Raw genomic sequence first — 23,058 nt, forward strand, 5'->3', positions numbered from 1 at the left:
AATTCAATAAAACATAAATTTTATTGTTAAGGTAGCAGAGGGACTTTAAATGGGCTATAAACGCTGATGTTTGGTAGAGAATTAGCTTATATTTTAAATCTGATGATTATTTAAATGGTAACAAGGATATATAAAATTATAAGAACCTATAACACAAATAGACGTAAAATAATAAGGGAATCAAAAATGATTCCCCCTAAAAGCATATTATTGTTGAATTGCTGTTACTATTCCATTATCTAAATAGATATATTTACCCAAGTCATAAACCCACTGTTCAGATGTTCCATACTTTGTAGTCGTCTTCTTTATATCCTCAGGTTGCCCCCAAGTAGAGGTTAATACCTCACCTGCTGTCATTCCTATTTTAGGAGATACAGGTGATGAAAATATAGGAGTTTTATTTAATTCCTTTTCTTTTTTTGTTTCGTATCTTACTGTGTTGTTGAGATGGTATTTGTAGTCAAACCCATAATTATCTTTTATCTTTTCATCTGCACCAGACTTTATAAGATACTGTAATACTTCTTCTCTAGTCCAATCATTATATATGGTTGCAGCCGCATTAATTAAAGGAGTTCTGCCATCTTTATCTTTTGCATTTAAATCTGCACTACCAGTTATTAAATACTCCATAATCTTAGTTATATTATCTATATTAGAGTCATATTTTGATGTGCATAAAAGCAATAGTGCTGTATTATTTTCTTTATTTTTAAGGTTGACATTTACGCCTTTTTTTACCATGTATTCTATAATATAAGGATTGGTATTACTTTGTATTGCATACATTAATGCTGTATTCCCATCCTTATCCTGAATATTCAAGTTCTTACTACTATCTATTAATGAATATAAAATAGCATCATTTTTTTTATCAATTATTGCATTCATAAGTATGGATTTACCATTTTCGTCTAAGATATCTACATTTATTTCATTTGGGTTATCCTTTAATAGTTGCTCTACTTTGGAAGTGTGATTTTCTTGCACGCTTTTTATTAATTCATTAGTAAAATCCTTAGTAACCTCTTTGCTTGTTGCACATCCTGTAAATGCAAATAATAATATAAACATAAAGATAGATACACTAAATATTTTCCTTTTCATTATGTCTCCCCCTAAAGTTATTTTCATAAATTCACTTATGATAATTCAAATAAAAATTATTGTTGAATTGCAGTTACTATTCCATCCTCTAAATAAATATATTTTCCTAAATCGTAGACCCATTGTTCAGATGTTCCATACTTTGTAGTTGTCTTGTTTATATCTTTAGGTTTACCCCAAGTGGAGTTTAATATCTCATCTGCTGTCATACCTATTTTAGGAGATTTTTTCTCATCGCTTACGGAAAGCCCTAGTGATTCTCTGATTTCGTTAAGTCGATTAGCTTTTAGCGCATCTTCCATCCTTGAGATTCCAGTTTGTGTCTTTTGATTATAATATTGATAATCATGCCCCTCATTATCTATTATTGCTTCATTTGCTCCAGCTTTTAAAAGACGTGATATATATGTTTCTCTCTTATCAGAAGGAACAGTTGGTGAGCCTTCATCTGTATATATATTTGAGGCCACATAAATAAGAGGCGTTTTACCATCCCTATCTTGTACATTTACATCAGCATTAGCACCTATTAAATAAGAAAAGCTATTCGAGATATTTGTTGTAACAATACCTTTGTCATGCCCGATTTTTAATAAATACAATAGAGCTGTATTATTTTCTTTATCTTTTAAATTAATGTTACAGCCTTTTTTTATCATATAGTCTATAAGATAGCTATCATTATATTGTGCTGCATACATTAAGGCTGTCTTTCCATCTTTATCTTGTATATTTAGTTTTATATTATTATCTATAAGTGCATATAAAGTAACAAAATCATTTCTATTAATTATTGCATTCATAAGCAAAGATCTGCCATTTTCATCTAACACATTTATATTTATTCTGTTCCCATTATTTTTTAGTAGTTCATCTACTTTAGTTATTTGATCTTCTCCAACACTTTTAACTAACTCATCAGTAAGTTTTTGGCTTGTACATCCTGTGAATGTACATAAAAATGTAAGCAAAAAAATAAGTATAATGATTTTTTTATTCATTGTGTCTCCTCCTAAAGCTATTTTACATAAGTTTACTTATAATAAAATATTAGTATGGATTTGCTCTCTTGTAAAGTAAATTACAGGTAATAAGTAAAAATTAAGACATAATTTGTGAATTTAAGACATCTATTCACATAAAAATGTTAGTTACGAAAGGGTTTATAGAAAAGTATCATAAAGTGTTGATATGTAAGGCTGATATCGAATTTCGAGAGGGCTAAAATGATTTAATCAATATTACCTACAAGACAGTGGGAAGCCTTATTATAGAATGATTTTAGGAACTTTTAATGGTTTAATTTCGATATAATTACGAAGGAGTGTCGAAGCATATTATATAAAAAATAGTAGGCTGAATATATTTTTAAATGCAAAAATACTTTAATCTTTTTTTATTATCTCATAAAGTAACTTTAACATATGTTTGGGTTATTTCTTTAGACTCTATGTATTTATTTTAAATATATCGCTAAATATCAATAGACTCTATTGATATTTTTAAATTTATATGGTAGTATATTCTATAATAAATAATGATAAAATATTGAAATAAAGGAGAAATTATCATGGGATTAATGATGGCGTTTTCATTCGATTCTCGACCTATTCAGACCATATCTAATCAAATTCTTAATTATAATAAAAGAGATGGTATTGATTTAAAGCCAGTATATCAGAGGGGATATATTTGGAGTAGTGAATTTAAGGACAAACTCATCTATAGTATTGTTAAAGGATATCCAATTGGAAACATTAGTCTAAGAGTTCGAAATGAACGTAATCTAAAGGGGGCAATGCAAGAAGTAGTTGATGGTCAACAGAGATTAACAACTATATTTAATTTCACTAAAAATGATTATGTTATTCAAGGTGATTATTCAAGAAAAATAATAGAGTATATTGTTGAATATATGGGAGATGACCAAGATCCATTGTTGTTGAAATTAAAAAAAAGATTAAATAATAAAGGTAAAACATCACTTAGGTATGAGCAACTTCCAGAAATAATAAAGGGAAATATTAATGCATATAATATCTCTATTACAAATATTACAAATGCTAGCGATGATGAAATTATTGAATATTTTAGATTCCTACAAAATCAGGAAAGATTACGTGCAGGTGAAATTATTAATTCAGTTCCTGAGACAGCTTTAGACGTCTACTTAAATCAGCTTAAAGATAAAAGTTTATTTCTACAGAAGGTGGATTTTGATAATAGTAGAAGGCAATTTGATCGAGTTTTTTATAGCATATTGGGACTATTAGATGGTAGAATAGGGTTTGGAGTCACTGATAAGGTTGTACTGAATTATTCATCGGAATGCAAAGATCTTTCTCCTTTAGTAGAAGAACAATGCTCACTTTTAATTAATCAAATAAACTTTATTACTGATAATATTGATATTTCTATAAAATATATTAAATCTAATGCACGATTAATGAAATTTTTTCTCTTGCTAACTGCATTAAATTTAGTTGATTTTACTGAGGATACAAAAGACAAGCTAAAGGCACTAGATTCTGTAAATGAAAAACTATCATCCTTTAGTTCGGCAAAAGCAGATAGCGTTAAATTAGCGTTTAATGGATATTCTAATGAAGTTATTGAGGAATTCCGTTTAATTGCTCTTATTTCAAAAGGTGGGCATTCGTTTAATCGAGTTAAAAATAGGATGGAGATACTATCATACTATATAAATAACTTTAAGAATAAAGTGAATCCATCAGGTGTTACTCCAAATTAACAAAGCAATTATAAAGTTAGTATGTAAATTTCTCAAGATATGAATTAAAGGAGATAAATAAATAGCCTCCTTTAATTCATATTTTGAGAAATTTATTTCTTTTTAGCATTTAATTTGCCATCTATCAAGTCTGTTAATGGATTATCGATATTGCTTTCAATCACTAAATCATCATATTTTACTATTAGATTTCTTGAGGTTGAATCAGTATTGCCTATATTACTTACTTATTTTTGGAATTTTTCAAAGTTATCTATGCAAATTAATAATACCAAGGTTATTTACTACGATTACAGAGTATAGTGTCAGTTTATAATAAAAGCAATGATAATAATATATAATACGTTATAAAGAGTTAGCCATTCGATACAATTTTCATTTATGTTCATTACGAAATAAGGACAATTCCTTCCATATATGCATTTTTAGGTTTAAACTAATATTTTTAAGTGGATCTTATATGTTTTTGAGGTGTAGAACAATAAAATTAATTTTTATACTTAAAAATTAATACGTATGATTAGTAAAACAATTAAACAGTATTTATATTATCTATAAATATGCCGAAAGTTCAGGATCATTTATTAAAAGAGACTATGGAGTGTTTAGCGAATATGTACTAATGTTTAGAAACAAGACATAATTTAAAATTTTAATGCTTTGTTTCTTATGTAATTAATAGTTCATTTAGGGTATACTTCAAACAGATTGATATGAACTACCTCCAAAGGGTGATTATACCGTATAAAAATATGCAAGAATGGTTCGTAAATTAAATTGACTTCAAACGAACTTTTGGTATAATTAAACCATGAGATAAAACAAACGGAGGGTCACAAATGGCAACTTATTTTTATATCAGAGTATCAACTAAAGAACAAAATACAGTAAGACAGGAAGTAAAAGCAAAGGAACATAGTATACCCTCAGAAAATGTATTTATAGAAAAGGTTAGTGGCAAGAATGTTACGGATAGACCTGTATTGAAAAATTTAATAGCAGTATTAAAGACAGGTGATAAATTAATCGTTGATAGTATCTCAAGGTTTGCAAGAAATACAAAAGATCTTTTAGATTTAATAGAGCAGCTAAACAATAAAGGAGTTAATTTTGTATCACTTAAAGAGGCTATAGACACTACAACACCAACAGGAATATTTATGCTAACAGTATTTGGAGCAGTAGCACAACTAGAAAGAGATTATATTAAAGAACGTCAAGCAGAAGGAATAGCAGTAGCAAAGGAAGAAGGCAAGTATAAAGGTAGGAAGGCTATTGAGTATCCTAAACAATGGGATAAATACTATAAGATGATGAAAGCTAGAAACATAAAAGCAGTTGATGTTATGAAAATATTAGACTTAAAGAAAACTACATTCTATAAATTAGTAAAGCAGTATGAAGAAGGTTTAAAATAGACCTTCTTTTTTATCGTATAAATTACATATCTACAGGCACATAATAAGCTATATTTACTATATTTTATAAAATGTTTAAATTAAATATTTATTAAGTGTAATACTTATATAAAAAATAAAAAGAGCATTTCTGCCCTTTATATATCTATTATTATTATTATTATTATTATTATTATTGCCAAGTATAGCTATAACTACCTTCAGAACCATATACCTTAAGATAGTACCATCCTTGATATGGAACTTGAACTGTTTTATCAGATACAAAATCTCCTATTTCGTTTGCTATTACCTCAACTAAATCTTGATTAGAGTCTAATAGCTCTACTATAAAATTTCCTGTTCCTTTATAAGTGCCTTTGAAGTGCAGTCTAGTACTCCCTATATATATTTTCCACATCTGCTTACCATTACTATCTACAACTTTTTGGGGCTCATACTTTTTATTTAATTCTTCTTGTGCTTTCTTTTTGGCTTCAGCTTCAGCCTTTTGTGTTTTTTCTTTCTCTTTGTTATCTGTTTCAGCTACAGCAAGAAAATATTCATCTCTTTCTTTATTATATTTATCACGTAAATCTTGTAGTGCTTTATTATTTGGGTCTATTTCCAAACCATTACTTATATATTCTAATGTATTAAAATAATCTTTATTAACTGTACTAGTAGAAGCAACCTTAGCCTTTTGAATCATTTCTGCAACAAACAGCTTTTTACCTTCTTCAGTTTTTTTAAAAGCAATTTCATAATTCTTACTATCTTCTTTAATTACATTTTTAAAGAATGAAAATGCCTCTTTATAATCCTTGTTATTAAAATAATTCATGCCTTCATTGAAAGCTTCTGTTGATAATTGTAATGCTGCTGCTTTAGATATCTTAGATTTAATATTTTTATTATAAGAACCACCTAGTACTTGTTCGTATATGGTTATTGCCTTATGATAATCTCCTTGTGCCATTAATGCATCCGCTTGTTTTATTTTTGAAGAATTTAAGCTTATATAAGTTATTGAAATAATACTACCTAATAATATTATTAATATTGTAATACTTTTTCTATTGATATTCATTGTCACAATCTCCTTTTTATATGAATAAAATCTTATTCTATATTATACCATAAAGTTACATCTATATATACATTTAATGGTAAATAAGGTGATGTGATAACAGAAATATGTCAGTTAGATTTCTGCTTTAATTGAATTTAAAGAGACTATAGGGAGGTATAAAAACATTATTTTAATACTCTTATATTACAAGGCAAGGCTTAATACATCCAGCTACACCCCAAGTTTATTTTTCACAGATACAAAGATATATTTCTAAATTATTTATTTAGGGATTTTTAATAATAAAACAATGGTTGCATAGAATTGGTAGGTGATGGTATACTACATTTATATGTATATAAATAAAATTTGTCTGTAATGACATACATACATTTAGATATATTTTGAATTCTTATCAGCAGATATAACTATGATTCCTGACACAACAGTTAGTCTTTCAATGGAAGACTCAGAGTTATTCCAAAAGCTTGTAGATAAACTTGAAGATGATGATGACGTTCAAGATGTATACCGACATTAGAAAGAATATACTTCGGCTAAATTAGTTATAAGTTTATGAAGGGGCCGAATCACATCCTTTTGTCAAGCTAGGTCTGACTAGGCTAAAGAATGTCGTGAATATATATTGCTCTAGAGATGATTTTGCGAATTGTAATTCTTCCTTTTAGGTTTTAGTTTACGAGATATATGAGTTTTAAATAAATTCCATTTCACTTAATCCTTATGAAAAAAAGTTATATATTAACTTAAATATATAGGTACAAAATTATTGAAAAAAATTGCTGAACTATAATAAAAGTGAGTTATAGTTCAGCAATGAAATTTGGTTGTTAATTTCTAAAATATTATTTTGTTTTTTATCTTATTAAAACTTTTTTTACTTATATAAGATATTTTATTCTCCCAACTATACAATGAGCTAGAACTCGTGGCTAAAATTTGAGCAGCTTCATCAATGCTAATCTTTTTAGTAGCCCTCCATTCTTTAAATTGTTTTGCAGGGTCAGAAACTATAAAACTAGAATAATCATCACAGATAATATCATTTCCAAATAATTCATATAATTTTAATAGCACTTTTGGGGAAGGATATGAAGCACCGTTCTCAAGAGATATAACTCCTTGATAGTGAAGTCCAATCTTTTCAGCAATGCAATCTGGTGAAAGTCCTTTCTGTTTTCTTATTTTCCATAACCTGATCCCAATAGTATCAGTATTTAAAAATGGATAAACAAGATATAGTGAACTTATTAATTTAAAACTAAACTCCTGAGTATATGTCGCAATACTATACACCTTGCTCATGCATGGCTTTATGATGTAAATAAAATCGAGCCTGAAGTTAGAGCATTTTTAAAAAGCATAGGAGTAAAGATTCATTTAATCTCCAGAGTAGTAGATGTAGAAAAAGAAAAGAATAAAATATTAGGAATATATCTTGCAGATGGAAGTTATGTAAAGGGCGATGTATTTATAGAAACTACAGGTTCTACAGGACCTATGGGAAATTGCTTAAGATATGGTAATGGATGTTCTATGTGTATATTGAGATGTCCTGCCTTTGGACCTAGAGTAAGTTTAAGCTCTAGAGCAGGAGTTGAAGATTTACAAGGAGAAAGAGAAGAAGATGTATACGGAGCATTTAGTGGTTCTTGTAAACTTTGCAAAGAAAGTATATCACCTGAGCTTTTAAAAGAAATAGAAGAAAAAGGTGCAGTAGTTCTTCAGGTACCACCAGAAGATATAAATATGGATAAATTAAAGCTAAAGGTTTGTCAACAGTATGCTTTAAAGGAATTTGCAGAAAATATAATACTTTTAGATACAGGTCACATTAAACTTATGACTCCTTTTTATCCACTAGAAAAGCTTAGAAAAATAAAAGGATTAGAATATGCAAGATTTATGGATCCTTATGCAGGTGGAAAAGGAAACTCTATAAGGTACCTCTCTGTAGCCCCAAGGACCGACGATATGAAAGTTAAAGGTATAGATAATCTATTTTGTGCAGGCGAAAAGAGTGGATTATTTGTAGGTCATACTGAAGCTATGTGTACAGGAAGTCTCGCAGGTCACAACGCAGTTAGATATCTTTTGGGAATGCCTCTTTTGATACTTCCTAAGTCTACAGCTATAGGAGATATTATATCCTATGCAAATTGTAAACTACTTACTAAGGAAGGAAGAAGAAATAGATATACATTAGCTGGAGCAGAATACTTTAAGAGAATGCAGGAAATAGGACTTTACAGCATAGATAATGAGGAAATAAAAAAGAGGATAGAAAAACTAAGTCTAAGTGGAGTTTTATCACAAAAACTCATATAGATATAACAAATAAATAAATATATATATTTATTTATATTTATTTAAGTAAAAAATCCATGCTAATTTTTAATTTTAAATTTTAATTAGCATGGATTTTTTGCTTGAATTTATATTTTTTTAATTGATAAATTATATAATTATGGTTTATATTTCTACTTTAAAATAAAAGCTTATGTGAAATACTATATAGTGAGATTACAAGCGAAAAGGAGAATACATTATGAATTTTTCTCGATGTAATACAAATAAGAATATTATTATAAAGTTATTTTGCTTAATATCCTTATTATTATTGATATATTTATGTAAATTTAATAAAGTTAATGCTTCTAATACCTATTCAAATGAAGAGGTAAAAAAAGTTATAGAGCAAATTTTTCAAGATAGAAATAAGGCTATAATAAGTAAAGACTTTGAACTCATAGAATCTATTTATGACACCAATACTAAGTATGGTACTTGGGCATATGAACATGAAAAAAAGAAAATTAAATATATCGAAAACTGGGGTGCAAAACAAGGAATAAAATTTACAGATATAGTGCCTAGTGTAGTAGTAAGAAGAATCAATGGGGACGGTACTAGTTTTTCAGCTAATGTATTATGCTCAACAGAATACAAATATATATATGAAGATCAACCAGATATAATAAATACTTCAAGAATTGGAACATATCATTATATGAAACTTACAAATAGAGAAGGAATTTGGATCATTACAAAGGAATGGTATACGGATCCTTTTGCAGACTCTCTTGATTTAGATAAACTAAAAAATAGTGATGCTATAAAACAACATATATTAAGTCAAAGCGCTAGAGATTTCAGTACCTTAAATGAAAGAAGACTAAAAGCAGTAATTTATGCTAACCAGTATTGCGGAGCTGCTAGTGAAGAGCAATATGAATTTAAATATAATAAGAAATATAGAGATTATAACCCACAAGGGGGAGATTGTGCAAATTTTGCATCTCAAATCTTATTTGAAGGTGGGGGATTTAGAAAAAATTCTGCTTGGAACTATAATGCTGGTGGTGCTACACGAGCATGGGTAAATGCTGATGGTTTCAAATCATATATGATAAATAGTGGAAGAGCTTCAGTAATTGCATATGGAAACTATGAAAAGGTATATAAAGCTTCATTTAAACTTTTACCAGGAGATTTCGTAGCTTATGAAAAAAAAGGAGATATTACACATATTTCTGTAGTTACAGGAGCAGATTCCAAGGGATATAGTTTAGTAACTTGCCATAATACCGATAGAAATAAAGTTCCATGGGATCTTGGATGGAGTGATAAAAAAATAAAGTTTTGGCTCGTGCGAGTTCATTATTAAAAATTATATAATAAATATATAGTAAGTACCCTTATAGAATTTAAGGGTACTATTTATAATGGGGTAAATTTACAAATATTGACCAGCTGGTTTAAAAACTCTATAATAAAATATAATAACAAAAAATGGACTATTAATTTAGAGCATAAGATGAGAGGGGATACGGAGCAATGTTTACTCCTATTAAAAACACAAAAGTTTACGAACAAGTAATTGAACAAATAGAAGGCATGATAACTAATGGGGTTTTAAAAAAAGGCGATAGATTACCTTCAGAGAGAGAATTAGTGGAGCAGTTAGGTATTAGCAGAGCCTCTATAAGAGAAGCTTTGAGGTCTCTTGAAATTATTGGACTTATTGAATCAAAGCAGGGAGAAGGAAATTTTATAAGGCAAAACTTTGATAACACATTATTTGAGCCTCTATCAATTATGTTCATGCTTAATGATTGCAAAGTAGAGGAAATATTTGAGCTTAGAAAAGTTATTGAAATAGAAACAGCAGCTCTTGCCGCAAAGAAAATAACTACTGAAGAAATAAATGAATTGCAAATGCTAGTAGATAATATGAAGACTTCTGAAGATGAGGACGAAAGAGTTAAAGATGATGCTAAATTTCATTATACTATAGCCAAAGCCTCAGGGAATTTTTTGATATTAAGTATATTAAACACAGTTTCATCGCTTATGGATTCTTTTATAAAAGATGCAAGAAAAAATATAATAAATAATCAACTTAAAGATAGTATTGATAATGAACATGAAGAAGTATTAAATGCGCTTAAAGAGCATAATCCTCATAAGGCTTCTGAATCAATGAGAAAGCATATGGACCTTATAAATAAGAATTTAATAAAGTTTAATAAATAATATTATATATGTATTAGTTAAGAACCCAAATAGGATTTGATCTTGTTTGGGTTCTTAATTTATTGTTTTAATTTGTTAAAACTGTAACAATCATTGGTAAAATTACATTAATTACAAGAAAATATTGTTTTTTTTCATTCTATACAATAAGAAAACTTGGTAATATAGTGAAAATAAAAGAAAAAAATCCATGTTAATAAAATAACTATTGTGGAAATAGTTTTAAAATTATGATAATATAAGGTCACAGGAAGGATGGTCATACCAGTAAAAAGAATTTTAACTTGGAGGGATAAAAAATGAATGCAAACGTTTAATATGAAGCCATATTGGCTTGCATCAGCAATAGTTACATTATAAAAAAATAAAAATAGTTTATATGTTGTCATAATGGTCAGACAACTTACCATATATTAATTTAATATGAAATGGGGGAACAATTATGAAAATTTTAGTTTGTATTAAACAAGTACCAGGAACAAATAAAGTTGAAGTAGATCCAGTTACAGGAGTGCTAAAAAGAGACGGTGTAGAATCAAAGATGAATCCATATGATTTATATGCATTAGAATCTGCCCTTAGAATAAGAGGAGATATGGGTGGAGAAGTAAACGTAATAACTATGGGTCCACCACAATCAGAGGAAATTATAAAAGAAGCATTTATGATGGGAGCAGATGAAGGAACATTGCTATCAGATAGAAAATTTGCAGGAGCGGATGTACTTGCTACTTCATATACGCTATCTCAAGGAGTAAAAATGACAGGAAACCCTGATCTTATAATTTGCGGTAAACAAACAACTGATGGAGATACAGCACAGGTAGGAGCAGAAATGGCTGAATATCTAGGAATTCCTCATGTCTCTAATGTAAGAAAAATTGTTGAAATAAATGATAGAACTATAACTGTGGAAATGGATATGGCAGAAACAGTTGAAATTCAGGAAATTAAATTCCCATGCCTTATAACTGTTGAAAAGGATATATATACCCCAAGATTACCATCTTATAAAAGAAAACTAGAAACTAAAAATAAAAAAGCTAAAGTTTTTAGTTTGAAAGATTTTGATGATAAAAATGAAAAAAACTATGGGTTAAATGGATCGGCAACTCAGGTTGAAAGAATTTTCCCACCTGCGGTTAATACTGATAAAGAAATGTGGCAGGGAGATGGAGAAGAACTTACACACAAATTGTTTGATAAGTTAAGAGAACTTAAATTTGTATAAATTTTATTAAAAAGGGAGGAATATTAATGTCTAAATTAATTATTAATGAAAGTAAGTTAAATAAAGAAAATATAAATGAATTAATAGAAGTGTGTCCTTTTAATGCTATATCAGAAATAAATGGTAAAGTGGAAATTTCAGCTGCATGTAAAATGTGTAAGTTATGCGTGAAAAAGGGACCAGCAGGAGTAATAGAATTTGTAGAAGAAGAAGTAGCAAAAGTAGACAAGGATTTATGGAAGGGAATAGCAGTATATGTTGACCATATAGAAGGAAATATTCATCCTGTAACTTATGAGTTAATAGGAAAGGGTAGAGAGCTTGCTTCAAAAATCAATCATCCAGTTTATGCGCTATTTATTGGTCACAATATAAAAAATAAAGCTGAAAAATTATTACACTATGGTGTTGATGAGGTTTTTGTATATGATTATGAAGAGTTAAAAGACTTTAGAATAGAACCCTATACAGCTGCTTTTGAAGACTTCATAAATAAAGTTAAGCCGTCTTCAGTGCTTGTTGGAGCTACAACTGTAGGAAGGTCTTTAGCTCCAAGGATTGCAGCAAGATTTAAAACAGGACTTACTGCAGATTGTACAATACTTGATATGAAGGAAAACACAGACTTAGTTCAAATAAGACCAGCATTTGGTGGAAATATAATGGCTCAAATTATTACAAGCAATAATAGACCACAATTTGCAACTGTTAGATATAAGATTTTCTCAGCTCCAGAGGTAACTGAAGAAACTAAGGGCAAAATTATATTATGCAAAATGCCAAAGGAAAAGTTTGATTCAAATATAAAGGTTTTAAAAATTACTAAAAAGGCAAAGGAAATTAGCATATCAGATGCTGAAGTAATTGTAGCAGCAGGTAGAGGAGTTAAATCAGAGAAAGATATGAATCTAATAAGAGAATTGGCAGATGTACTAGATGCACAAATAGCAGGAACTAGACCTCTTGTAGAAGCTGGATGGATAGATGCAAAGAGGCAAATTGGACTTAGTGGAAGAACTGTTAAACCTAAATTAATAATAACCGCTGGAATTCAAGGCTCAGTACAATTTGTAGCAGGTATGAATAATTCAGAAACAATAATTGCTATAAACAATGATCCTAATGCTTCAATATTTAATACTGCTCACTACGGAATCGTTGGAGATATCTATGAAATAATTCCTCAACTTATTGAAAGAATTAAGTGCGGTAAAGGACTTGAAGAAGTAGCCGTTTCATTAAATAAATAATAACTTTCAAATTACAAGATTAGCTAATATATCGGAGGGGATAAATATGAATCAATATAAAAAGATAGATAATAAGGATATCGAATTTTTAAAAAATGTAGTTGGAGAAGACAAGGTTTTGCATGGAAGCGATATAAACGAAGATTATAGCCATGATGAGTTAGGTGGAGTGAGTAATTATCCAGATGTGCTAGTAAAAGTTCATAATACTGAAGAGATTTCAAGAATAATGAAGTATGCCTATGAAAATACAATTCCTGTTGTTGCAAGGGGATCAGGAACAGGGCTTGTAGGAGCTTCGGTACCATTACACGGTGGAATTATGATGGAAACGACAGAAATGAATAATATATTAGAGCTTGATGAAGAAAACTTAACTTTAACCTTAGAACCAGGAGTTCTTTTGATGGAAATAGGAAAGTACGTTGAAGAACATGAACTTTTTTACCCACCAGATCCAGGTGAAAAAAGTGCTACAATTGGTGGAAATATAAGTACCAACGCTGGTGGAATGAGAGCTGTTAAATATGGGGTTACAAGAGATTATGTTCGCGGACTTGAAGTAGTTCTTCCAAATGGAGAAGTAGTAGAGCTTGGTGGAAAAGTTGTTAAAAATAGTTCAGGATATAGCTTAAAAGACCTAATAGTTGGGTCAGAAGGAACACTTGGAATAGTTACAAAGGCAATTTTAAGATTACTTCCTCTACCAAAAAAATCAGTAAGTTTACTTATACCTTTTAAAGATATAGATACTGCAATTGAAATGGTGCCTAAAATTATAAAATCAAAAGCTGTGCCAACTGCAATAGAATTTATGCAAAGAGAAGTTATAGTTTCAGCAGAAGAATTTTTAGGTAAAAAATTTCCTGATAATTCATCAGATGCGTACCTTTTGCTAACTTTTGATGGAAATAGTTTAGGACAAGTTGAAGGTGACTATGAAATAGTTGCAGATCTTTGCTTAAAAGAAGGAGCATTAGATGTGTTTATAGTTGATACAGATGAAAGAAAAGATTCTGTATGGTCAGCTAGAGGGGCATTCCTTGAAGCAATTAAAGCTTCCACTACAGAAATGGATGAATGTGATGTTGTTGTACCAAGAAACCAAGTTGCAAGCTTTATTAAATATACTCATGAATTAGAAGAGGAATATAACATTAGAATACCAAGCTTTGGTCATGCAGGAGATGGGAATTTACACGTTTATATTTGTAAAGATGATTTAAATGAAGAAGAATGGGAATTCAAATTAAGTAAGATATTTGACTTAATGTATAAAAAATCAGAAGAATTAAGGGGGCTTGTATCTGGAGAACATGGAATTGGATATGCAAAGAGAGAATATATGTTCCATCAATATGGAGAACATTATATGTCAATAATGAGGGGAATTAAATCAGCCTTTGATCCTAAAAATATATTAAATCCAGGTAAGGTTTGCCAATAATAAATATATATTATAAAAACTAGTGGTTTAAAATCACTAGTTTTTATTTTGTATAATTTTTTATTACATTGTTTATAGTATATAAGTGTAAATAATACTAATTAAAGATTAAAAAGATAGAGGAGGCCTAGTTTACATGAGAGAAGTAGTTATTGTAGGCGCAGCTAGAACACCTATAGGAAGTTTTGGAGGAAGTTTATCTAAACTATCAGCAATTGATATAGGAGTTATTGCTGCAAAAGAAGCAATGAAGAGAGCAGGAATTAAACCAGATATGGTTGATGAAGTTCTTGTTGGAAATATTTTATCAGCAGGATTAGGACAAAATCCGGCAAGACAAGTTGCTATCCATGCAGGAATACCAGACACAACTCCAGCCATGACAATAAATAAATTATGTGGTTCAGGACTCAGAACTGTTAGCATGGCTACTCAGTTTATTAAACTTGGAGATGCAGATGTAATACTAGCAGGTGGTACTGAAAGTATGAGTAATGCTCCATATCTTCTTACTAGAGCAAGATGGGGGTATAAAATGGGAGATGCTAAAGTTGTTGACAGCTTAATTACTGATGCATTATCTGATGCATTTCATAATATACATATGGGAATTACAGCTGAGAATATAGCAGAGCAGTGGAAACTTTCAAGAGAAGAGCAAGATAAATTTTCTCATGAAAGTCAAGTTAAAGCCACAAAGGCTATAAGCGAAGGAAGATTTAAGGATGAAATAGTCCCTGTGGAAATTTTTCAGAAAAAGGGAGATCCTATTATAGTTGATACGGATGAATATCCAAAGGCAGATACAACTGTAGAAAAACTTGGAAGGCTTAAACCTGCATTTAAACAAGATGGAACAGTAACGGCTGGCAATGCTTCAGGCATAAATGATGGAGCTGCAATGCTGGTACTTATGGCAAAAGAAAAGGCAGAGGAGCTAGGAATAAAGCCACTTGCAACTATTAAATCCTATGCCTCAGCAGCGCTAGATCCAAGGATAATGGGCTATGGACCTGTACCAGCAACTAGAAAGGCACTTGAAAGGGCAGGATTAACTGTAGATGATATAGATTTAGTTGAAGCAAACGAAGCTTTCGCAGCACAATCACTATCTGTAGTTAGAGATTTAGGATTCAATCCGGAAAAAGTTAATGTTAATGGTGGTGCTATAGCTTTAGGACACCCTGTAGGAGCATCAGGAGCAAGAATACTTGTTACTTTAATCTATGAGATGATGAAGAGAGACGCAAAAACAGGTCTTGCCACACTTTGTATAGGTGGAGGTCAAGGCACTGCTGTTATAATTGAAAGATAGAAAATAATAAAATCATAAATGCATGCAGTGATAAATCTGTATGCATTTATGATTTTATTATATAGTTTTAAATTAAATTATTTATTGAAATGAAAGTGAAAATAAATTTGAATTTATAAAGTCTTCATAATATCTTTAAAAGAAATTGATAAAGTTTTATAATAGTAAACATAATTGATCAAGAATAATTTATACATTAATATACAAATTAAATGAAATAAGAGGTGAAATAATATGAGTAACATTCTAATAATTGAGGATGAAGAAAGTGTATCAGAAATATTGAAGGCTTATTTAGAAAAAGACGGATATAATGTTCAATGCACTACAAAAGGATTAAGGGGGATTGAGCTATTTAATTCTATGAATTTTAAACTAGTCATACTAGACCTAATGCTTCCAGACATTAGTGGAGAAGAAATATGTAAAATAATAAGGGAGAAATCCGATGTGCATATTTTTATGCTTACAGCAAAAGGAAGTTTAGATAATAAAATAGAGGGATTAAATATTGGTGCTGATGAGTATCTAGTTAAGCCATTTAGCCCTAGAGAATTAACAGCAAGAGTCAATGCATTATTTAGAAGATTAAAGGGAGAAAACGAAACTTCAAGTTTTACCTTTAATGATGGGAGACTAATTGTTGATTATGATAAAAGGATTATAAAGATTAATGGAGAGGAAGTGGCATTTACTCCAAATGAATTTGATATATTGCATACTCTTATAGTAAATAAGGGTAGAGTATTGTCAAGAGAGCAACTTATAGATAAAGTATTTGGAGTGGATTTTGACGGATATGATAGAACCATTGACGTTCATATAAAAAACATAAGAAAAAAGATAGAAGAGGATACTAAAAATCCTAGGTATGTTATAACGGTTATGAAGGTAGGATATAAGTTTGGTGGTGAAAATTAAGTGCAAACCATTAGGAAAAGATTAAGTATATTATTTTTTACATGTTCCATTGGAGCAATACTTTTGATAACAGTATTTGTAAATGCAACGATAAATGATAAATTCAATCAATACATGTTAGATATACAAAATAAAAGGGAAGAGAGAATTGTATCTTATTTTCAGGAAATATACAAAAGAGATGGTAAATGGTCAAATAATTCTGGGTCTGAGCTAATGCATGAAGCTTATATGAGCAATTATTGTTTAACACTTTTAGATAGTAATAATAAACCTATATGGGGCATGGAGCCAGATTTAATTAAGAACACCTCTCACTTAAATACTATGATAGTAAAAGATAATGGAGTGTACAATTCTAAAAAATTTGAAATTATAGTTAATGATAAATTAGTTGGTTATGTGGATATTGGCCAATACTCATCGGTATTATTATCTGAAGAAGATATAAACTTTAAAACGTCTATAAATAAAAGTATTATTATCAGCGGACTTGTAACTCTATCTATTATAATTATATTAAGTCTTTATTTTTCAAAGCAATTCTCTAATCCAATTAAAGAAGTTGCCAATATGTCTGTAAAATTATCAGAGGGCAATTTTAATGCAATTTCAAATACTCAAAGTAACATTAAGGAGTTAGAAAACTTAAGAAGAAGTGTTAATATATTAGCTGAAAAATTAAAATATCAAGACATGCTTAGAAAGAGATTAGTATCTGACATATCTCATGAAATAAGAACACCTTTAAATGTACTGCAAAATAATCTAGAAGCCATGATAGATGGGGTTTTTCCAGTTACAGAAGAAAGGTTGAATTATCTTAATGAAGAAGTGATAAGGTTTGGAAGTTTATTAAACAATCTAAATACTTTAAAAGAATTTGAAACTGAAAGTATAAAGCTTAATTTTCAAAGAGTATATTTAGATCAATTGATAAGTGACATTTGTGAAGATTTTTATATGGCAGCAGAGAATAAGGGCATTAGGCTGCACTATCATGCAGAATCTAATAAAAGTTATGATGTAACCGGAGATAAAGATAAATTAAAACAAGTATTTATAAATTTAATATCTAATGCATTGAAATTTACAGAAGAACAGGGAGATATATGGATTAGCCTATATACGCATAACAAAAATGTTATAGTAGAAATTAAAGATAATGGTATTGGAATCAAAAGAGAAGATTTAGCCTTCATTTTCGAAAGACTGTACAGAGGAGATAAGAGTAGAAATGAAATAGAAGGAAGCGGTATAGGACTCACAATTGCCAAGAGCATAGTACAGCTTCATTCAGGAAGTATAGACGTCAAAAGTGAAGAAGGAAAAGGAACTACTTTCAAGGTTGCATTTAGTAAATTTTAAATATTTATTGTATAAGTAATTAAAAAGCTTTGATAATCAAATTTATCAAAGCTTTTTAATTTAAAATTTCATAATAACAATTAAAATAAAAATAGAAGTCTGTTTGGGGAAACAGGCTTCTATTTTTGTAATAAGTATTAACAGTAAATTATTTGGGGAATTTACTCATATAAAAGCTATCAATCAATAAGGATGGTTATTGATTAACTTACTATATTCATATTATATTATCGAATTATGTAGATGAGATGAAGAAAAGAAAAAGTGCTTGAGAAAATAAAAAATAATTGTAGTATAAATTTTAAGCTATTATTAAAAATCTTCATATGGTCTTCATAGGATTTGAGTAATATGTACCTAAAGACAAGAAAACATATAAGGAGTTGTAATTATATGAAAGAGACAAAGAAAATAATAGCTGTACTTGCTTCCTCAGCTTTAGTTATATCCTTTGCAGGATGCAGCAGAACGATAACGGGAAACAAAGAATCAGATAATGCGCTTAAAGCGTTTAATGAGATTGTAAAAACTTACCCAGACAACAAAGGTTTCCATAGTGAGTTACAGCATTGGGGATTTAAGCTTCCAACAGGAGAGAAATTTGAGTGGAGCAAAGATATGTCAGCAAATAAAGCAGACTTTGCTATGGTAATGTTAGCAGATCCTCTTATAAAGGCTGGATTAGATGTTAACAAACTTGATAAGAGTGAGTGGTTATACGAGCCAGCTGGTAAAGATGATATGGGAGAAAGTTTACCTAATAGATTAATTAAACCATACAATGTAAGTGATAAAAAAGAAACTTCTAATGGATCAGAAGATTCCATGAGAAGATTATTAAAATCAGATACTAATATTGTAAAATATCATGAGGATCAAAAGCATTATAGACTAATTCTTGGAGAAGGCAACGAAGTACAATGGACAGAAAAATTAGGATTAAATGATGCTGATATGATATTTGTCCTTAAATCCGAACCACTTATAAAAGCAGGATTAGATATTAGCAAACTTGAGGGAAGTGGATGGATATTTAGAGAAGCAAGCAAAGATAATATGGGGATGGGCGAGAACCCAGATCAAATAGTAAGAATATATGATATAAGCAAATAATAATTTTTTATTTCATAGAAATGCACCCCCAAGGGGTGGAGAGATCAAATGAATATAATAGATTACCTTCACTCGAAAGGAGGAAAATAATGAATCAGGAAAGAATGAAAGCTTTGGCATCATTAAAAACTGCAAAGGGTCAAATTGAAGGGATTATAAGGATGCTAGAGCAAGATAGATACTGTGTAGATATATCTAATCAAATAATAGCTTCTCAAGCTTTATTAAAAAGGGCAAATATGTTGATATTAAAACAGCACTTAAATCATTGTGTAAAACATGCATTTATACATGACAGCGGTGAAGAAAAAGTTGATGAAATAATGGGTATCTTAGAAAAACTCATTCAAAAGTAATATTAAAGGAGATGTATGATATGAAAAATTTTTTTAAGAATCTTATAAAAAAAATCGCAGATCAAAATAGCAAATCTTTTGGTAATGGTAAATTAGATTGTTGTGATTTAAATAAATCTAACAATGCTGCTAAAGGAACTGATACCAATAATAAGTAATTAAAAAGAGGTGAATATATTGAATAAAGTTCTTAAAATAGAAGGAATGACCTGTGCAGCTTGTGCTAAAGCTGTAGAAAGGGCATCTAAAAAGCTACAAGGTGTTACTGATGCAAATGTAAACTTTGCTACAGAGAAATTAAACGTTAGCTTCGATGAGGCAAAAGTATCTATTGAAGACATTCAAGCAGCTATTGAAAAAGCAGGTTATAAAGCTAAAACTGAATCTAGTACAAAGACATTAAAGATTCAGGGAATGACTTGTGCAGCTTGTGCTAAAACAGTTGAAAGAGTAACAAAAAAGTTGGATGGTGTTATAGAATCTAATGTGAACTTTGCAACAGAAAATTTAAATATAAGTTATGATTCTTCAAAGGTTAGAGTTTCAGATATAAGAAAAGTAATAGAAAAGGCAGGTTACAAAGCTGTAGAAGAAGAAACCAATGTAGATGCAGATAAAGAGAGAAAAGAAAAAGAAATAAAATTATTATGGAAAAAGTTTGTTATAGCAGCAATATTTTCAGTACCATTACTTGTTATAACCATGGGACATATGTTCGGGGAACCTATTGGATTTAAACTTCCAGAAGTTATAGACCCTATGGTAAATCCTAGGACCTTTGCAATAGTACAGTTAGTACTCGTTATGCCTGTTATGGCTGCGGGCTATAAATTCTTTACAGTAGGATTTAAATCCTTATTTAGGAGAAGTCCTAACATGGATTCTCTAATAGCCATGGGTACCAGTGCGGCATTCTTATATGGAATATTTGCTATAGTACAGATTTTTAGTGGTAATGTAGATTATGCATATGATTTATACTTTGAGTCAGCGGCAGTTATTATAACACTTATAACGCTTGGTAAGTATTTAGAATCAGTTACCAAGGGGAAAACCTCTGAGGCTATAAAAAAGCTTATGGGGCTTGCTCCTAAAACAGCTATTATTATTAGAGATGGAAAAGAGCTTGAAACTCCTATAGAAGAAGTCGAAGTAGGAGATATAATTGTAGTTAAGCCAGGAGAGAAGATGCCTGTGGATGGTGAAGTTGTAGAAGGTACTACGTCAGTAGATGAATCTATGCTAACAGGAGAAAGTATACCTGTAGAAAAAAATACTGGAGATAAGATTATCGGTGCAAGTATTAATAAAAATGGTACTATAAAATATAGAGCCACAAAGGTTGGTAAAGATACAGCTTTAGCTCAAATTATAAAACTAGTAGAAGACGCACAGGGCTCTAAGGCGCCAATTGCGAAATTAGCTGATATAATTTCAGGTTACTTTGTTCCAGTAGTTATGGTGATTGCAGTTATTTCAGCTTTTGCTTGGTATATGTCTGGTGAAACAGGGGTATTTGCTCTTACTATATTTATATCAGTTCTGGTAATTGCTTGTCCTTGTGCACTAGGCCTTGCAACTCCAACAGCAATAATGGTTGGAACGGGAAAAGGTGCGGAATATGGTGTACTAATAAAGAGTGGTGCTGCTTTAGAAACTGCTCATAAAGTAAAAACAATAGTATTTGATAAAACTGGGACCATTACAGAAGGTAAGCCAAAGGTTACAGACGTAGTTGTTACAAATGATATAACACAGGATTATTTATTGCAATTAGCTGCATCAGCAGAAAAGGGATCAGAGCACCCTCTTGGCGAGGCTATTGTAAAAGGTGCTGAGGAAAAGGGACTAGAATTTAAGAAACTTGATTTCTTTAAGGCCATTCCTGGTCATGGAATTGAAGTTAAAATAGATGGAAAAGATATTTTACTTGGAAACAGAAAACTTATGGTGGAAAGTAATATATCATTGGAAAACCTAGAGGGAACTTCTCATAAGCTAGCTGGAGAGGGTAAGACTCCAATGTATGTGAGTATTGATGGAAAGATGGTAGGTATCATTGCTGTAGCTGATACTGTTAAAGAAAACAGTAAAAAAGCAATAGAAAAGCTTCATGAAATGGGAATTGAAGTAGCAATGATAACAGGAGATAATAAACGAACAGCAGAAGCCATAGCTAAGCAAGTGGGAATAGACAGAATACTAGCAGAAGTTCTTCCTCAAGATAAGGCTAATGAAGTTAAGAAGCTCCAAGCTGAAGGTAAGAAGGTTGCTATGGTTGGTGATGGTATAAATGATGCTCCAGCACTAGCACAAGCAGATATTGGTATAGCTATAGGTTCAGGTACAGATGTAGCTATGGAATCAGCAGATATAGTTCTTATGAGAAGTGACTTAATGGATGTGCCAACTGCAATACAATTAAGTAAGAAAACTATATTAAATATTAAGGAAAACTTATTTTGGGCATTTGGATATAATACTTTAGGTATACCTGTAGCAATGGGAATACTCTACATCTTTGGTGGACCACTTTTAAATCCAATCATTGCAGCAGCAGCTATGAGTCTTAGTTCTGTATCAGTACTGGCTAATGCTTTAAGACTAAAAGGATTTAAGCCAGCTAAGTAGGGAACTCAAATCTATGATTCGATGTGAGTCACTTTCTCATTCGAGGAACGAGAAGGAGTTTCCTATTAAGTTAGCTTAAAACATTTAAATATATATTTTTAGGAGGAATACAAAATGAAAAAGAAAATATTAGTTGAAGGAATGAGCTGTGGACATTGTGTTAATCATGTTAAGGAGGCATTAAATGAACTTAACGGAGTAACTAGTGTAGATGTAAATTTAGATGCTAAAACAGCAATAATTGAGGCATCTATAGAGGTAAAAGATGAAGATATAAAATTTGCTATAGATGATGCAGGATATGAGGTTGCAGGAATAGAAGTATTATAAATATAATAAAAGAGCTTTGGTAATTAATTTTATCAAAGCTCTTTTATAGTCTATTGTCTTCATATAATCAACATATATTTTCTATATACTATACTCATAAAATAATCTCAAGTTTTAAAAATGAATTTGATATGTTAAAAACAAAATAGTAATTTATTTTATCGTTATAAAATATAAAGTAAGAGTTACTTTATATTATGAATACATA

The 23,058-nt window shown here is 30.1% G+C and carries 19 protein-coding genes and 2 pseudogenes; 17 read left to right on the top strand and 4 right to left on the bottom strand.

What is annotated here, in order from left to right; genetic code table 11:
• Positions 1-207: 207 nt before the first annotated feature.
• Together BSD9I1_RS09000 and BSD9I1_RS09005 are read right to left on the bottom strand one after the other, a co-directional pair.
• Positions 208-1,110 carry an ankyrin repeat domain-containing protein gene (locus tag BSD9I1_RS09000; RefSeq protein ID WP_186430061.1) on the bottom strand — a complete coding sequence of 301 codons (903 nt, stop codon included), beginning with the start codon at positions 1,108-1,110 and terminating at the stop codon, positions 208-210.
• Positions 1,111-1,166: 56 nt separating this feature from the next.
• Complete coding sequence (locus BSD9I1_RS09005; RefSeq protein ID WP_186430062.1) at positions 1,167-2,111, bottom strand: ankyrin repeat domain-containing protein; 945 nt, start codon at positions 2,109-2,111, stop codon at positions 1,167-1,169.
• A gap of 569 nt (positions 2,112-2,680) precedes the next feature.
• Between BSD9I1_RS09005 and BSD9I1_RS09010 the strand changes: the two genes are divergently transcribed.
• Complete coding sequence (locus BSD9I1_RS09010; protein ID WP_186430063.1) at positions 2,681-3,862, top strand: DUF262 domain-containing protein; 1,182 nt, start codon at positions 2,681-2,683, stop codon at positions 3,860-3,862.
• Positions 3,863-4,701: 839 nt separating this feature from the next.
• Entirely contained in the window at positions 4,702-5,280 is a 579-nt protein-coding gene (locus BSD9I1_RS09015; protein ID WP_186430064.1) for a recombinase family protein, read from the top strand.
• Between the two features lie 172 nt (positions 5,281-5,452).
• Here the strand turns inward: BSD9I1_RS09015 and BSD9I1_RS09020 are convergent, their stop codons facing one another.
• On the bottom strand, positions 5,453-6,349 hold the full coding sequence (locus BSD9I1_RS09020; protein ID WP_186430065.1) for a tetratricopeptide repeat protein: 897 nt from the start codon (positions 6,347-6,349) through the stop codon (positions 5,453-5,455).
• Positions 6,350-6,734: 385 nt separating this feature from the next.
• Here BSD9I1_RS09020 and BSD9I1_RS09025 point away from each other — a divergent pair.
• A pseudogene (locus BSD9I1_RS09025) lies at positions 6,735-6,872 on the top strand (YebC/PmpR family DNA-binding transcriptional regulator); the annotation flags it as partial.
• A gap of 317 nt (positions 6,873-7,189) precedes the next feature.
• On the opposite strand, the gene BSD9I1_RS09030 reads toward BSD9I1_RS09025, so the two are convergent.
• Positions 7,190-7,648: a helix-turn-helix transcriptional regulator gene (locus BSD9I1_RS09030; protein ID WP_242966474.1), complete on the bottom strand. Its 459-nt coding sequence runs from the start codon at positions 7,646-7,648 to the stop codon at positions 7,190-7,192.
• Between the two features lie 6 nt (positions 7,649-7,654).
• Between BSD9I1_RS09030 and BSD9I1_RS09035 the strand changes: the two are divergent.
• The 14 genes and pseudogenes from BSD9I1_RS09035 to BSD9I1_RS09100 form a co-directional block, all read left to right on the top strand.
• Positions 7,655-8,680 (top strand): annotated as a pseudogene (locus tag BSD9I1_RS09035) (FAD-dependent oxidoreductase); the annotation flags it as partial.
• Between the two features lie 220 nt (positions 8,681-8,900).
• Positions 8,901-10,019, top strand: a complete 1,119-nt coding sequence (locus tag BSD9I1_RS09040) for an amidase domain-containing protein (RefSeq protein WP_186430068.1) — start codon at positions 8,901-8,903, stop codon at positions 10,017-10,019.
• Between the two features lie 170 nt (positions 10,020-10,189).
• The gene (locus BSD9I1_RS09045) at positions 10,190-10,888 is read left to right on the top strand and encodes a FadR/GntR family transcriptional regulator (RefSeq protein WP_186430069.1); all 699 of its coding nucleotides are present in this window, start codon (positions 10,190-10,192) and stop codon (positions 10,886-10,888) included.
• Positions 10,889-11,330: 442 nt separating this feature from the next.
• The gene (locus BSD9I1_RS09050; RefSeq protein WP_035311922.1) at positions 11,331-12,119 is read left to right on the top strand and encodes an electron transfer flavoprotein subunit beta/FixA family protein; all 789 of its coding nucleotides are present in this window, start codon (positions 11,331-11,333) and stop codon (positions 12,117-12,119) included.
• A gap of 26 nt (positions 12,120-12,145) precedes the next feature.
• Positions 12,146-13,369: an electron transfer flavoprotein subunit alpha gene (locus tag BSD9I1_RS09055; RefSeq protein WP_186430070.1), complete on the top strand. Its 1,224-nt coding sequence runs from the start codon at positions 12,146-12,148 to the stop codon at positions 13,367-13,369.
• A gap of 46 nt (positions 13,370-13,415) precedes the next feature.
• Positions 13,416-14,816: an FAD-binding oxidoreductase gene (locus BSD9I1_RS09060; RefSeq protein ID WP_186430071.1), complete on the top strand. Its 1,401-nt coding sequence runs from the start codon at positions 13,416-13,418 to the stop codon at positions 14,814-14,816.
• Between the two features lie 136 nt (positions 14,817-14,952).
• A complete protein-coding gene (locus BSD9I1_RS09065; protein WP_186430072.1) occupies positions 14,953-16,131 on the top strand; it encodes an acetyl-CoA C-acetyltransferase in 1,179 nt (392 codons plus the stop codon).
• Positions 16,132-16,365: 234 nt separating this feature from the next.
• The gene (locus BSD9I1_RS09070; protein WP_186430073.1) at positions 16,366-17,052 is read left to right on the top strand and encodes a response regulator transcription factor; all 687 of its coding nucleotides are present in this window, start codon (positions 16,366-16,368) and stop codon (positions 17,050-17,052) included.
• Positions 17,053-18,420, top strand: coding sequence for a cell wall metabolism sensor histidine kinase WalK (locus tag BSD9I1_RS09075; RefSeq protein ID WP_186430074.1), 1,368 nt, complete (start codon positions 17,053-17,055; stop codon positions 18,418-18,420). It abuts the gene before it with no gap.
• 393 nt (positions 18,421-18,813) lie between these two features.
• A complete protein-coding gene (locus tag BSD9I1_RS09080) occupies positions 18,814-19,533 on the top strand; it encodes a hypothetical protein (RefSeq protein WP_186430075.1) in 720 nt (239 codons plus the stop codon).
• Between the two features lie 89 nt (positions 19,534-19,622).
• On the top strand, positions 19,623-19,889 hold the full coding sequence (locus tag BSD9I1_RS09085) for a metal-sensing transcriptional repressor (protein ID WP_186430076.1): 267 nt from the start codon (positions 19,623-19,625) through the stop codon (positions 19,887-19,889).
• Positions 19,890-19,909: 20 nt separating this feature from the next.
• Complete coding sequence (locus BSD9I1_RS09090) at positions 19,910-20,047, top strand: LDCC motif putative metal-binding protein (RefSeq protein WP_186430077.1); 138 nt, start codon at positions 19,910-19,912, stop codon at positions 20,045-20,047.
• A gap of 16 nt (positions 20,048-20,063) precedes the next feature.
• Positions 20,064-22,520, top strand: a complete 2,457-nt coding sequence (locus BSD9I1_RS09095) for a heavy metal translocating P-type ATPase (protein ID WP_186430757.1) — start codon at positions 20,064-20,066, stop codon at positions 22,518-22,520.
• Positions 22,521-22,634: 114 nt separating this feature from the next.
• Complete coding sequence (locus tag BSD9I1_RS09100; protein ID WP_186430078.1) at positions 22,635-22,850, top strand: heavy-metal-associated domain-containing protein; 216 nt, start codon at positions 22,635-22,637, stop codon at positions 22,848-22,850.
• The last annotated feature ends 208 nt before the right edge of the window (positions 22,851-23,058 follow it).

It is taken from the genome of Clostridium sp. BSD9I1 (genome assembly GCF_900185645.1).
Lineage (GTDB): Bacteria > Bacillota > Clostridia > Clostridiales > Clostridiaceae > Clostridium_AK.

Bases quoted from the DNA above. Each gene is read 5' to 3' on its own strand.
- BSD9I1_RS09000 (WP_186430061.1), bottom strand. From the start codon at position 1,110: ATGAAAAGGAAAATATTTAGTGTATCTATCTTTATGTTTATATTATTA.
- BSD9I1_RS09005 (WP_186430062.1), bottom strand. From the start codon at position 2,111: ATGAATAAAAAAATCATTATACTTATTTTTTTGCTTACATTTTTATGT.
- BSD9I1_RS09010 (WP_186430063.1), top strand. From the start codon at position 2,681: ATGGGATTAATGATGGCGTTTTCATTCGATTCTCGACCTATTCAGACC.
- BSD9I1_RS09015 (WP_186430064.1), top strand. From the start codon at position 4,702: ATGGCAACTTATTTTTATATCAGAGTATCAACTAAAGAACAAAATACA.
- BSD9I1_RS09020 (WP_186430065.1), bottom strand. From the start codon at position 6,349: ATGAATATCAATAGAAAAAGTATTACAATATTAATAATATTATTAGGT.
- BSD9I1_RS09040 (WP_186430068.1), top strand. From the start codon at position 8,901: ATGAATTTTTCTCGATGTAATACAAATAAGAATATTATTATAAAGTTA.
- BSD9I1_RS09045 (WP_186430069.1), top strand. From the start codon at position 10,190: ATGTTTACTCCTATTAAAAACACAAAAGTTTACGAACAAGTAATTGAA.
- BSD9I1_RS09050 (WP_035311922.1), top strand. From the start codon at position 11,331: ATGAAAATTTTAGTTTGTATTAAACAAGTACCAGGAACAAATAAAGTT.
- BSD9I1_RS09055 (WP_186430070.1), top strand. From the start codon at position 12,146: ATGTCTAAATTAATTATTAATGAAAGTAAGTTAAATAAAGAAAATATA.
- BSD9I1_RS09060 (WP_186430071.1), top strand. From the start codon at position 13,416: ATGAATCAATATAAAAAGATAGATAATAAGGATATCGAATTTTTAAAA.
- BSD9I1_RS09065 (WP_186430072.1), top strand. From the start codon at position 14,953: ATGAGAGAAGTAGTTATTGTAGGCGCAGCTAGAACACCTATAGGAAGT.
- BSD9I1_RS09070 (WP_186430073.1), top strand. From the start codon at position 16,366: ATGAGTAACATTCTAATAATTGAGGATGAAGAAAGTGTATCAGAAATA.
- BSD9I1_RS09080 (WP_186430075.1), top strand. From the start codon at position 18,814: ATGAAAGAGACAAAGAAAATAATAGCTGTACTTGCTTCCTCAGCTTTA.
- BSD9I1_RS09085 (WP_186430076.1), top strand. From the start codon at position 19,623: ATGAATCAGGAAAGAATGAAAGCTTTGGCATCATTAAAAACTGCAAAG.
- BSD9I1_RS09090 (WP_186430077.1), top strand. From the start codon at position 19,910: ATGAAAAATTTTTTTAAGAATCTTATAAAAAAAATCGCAGATCAAAAT.
- BSD9I1_RS09100 (WP_186430078.1), top strand. From the start codon at position 22,635: ATGAAAAAGAAAATATTAGTTGAAGGAATGAGCTGTGGACATTGTGTT.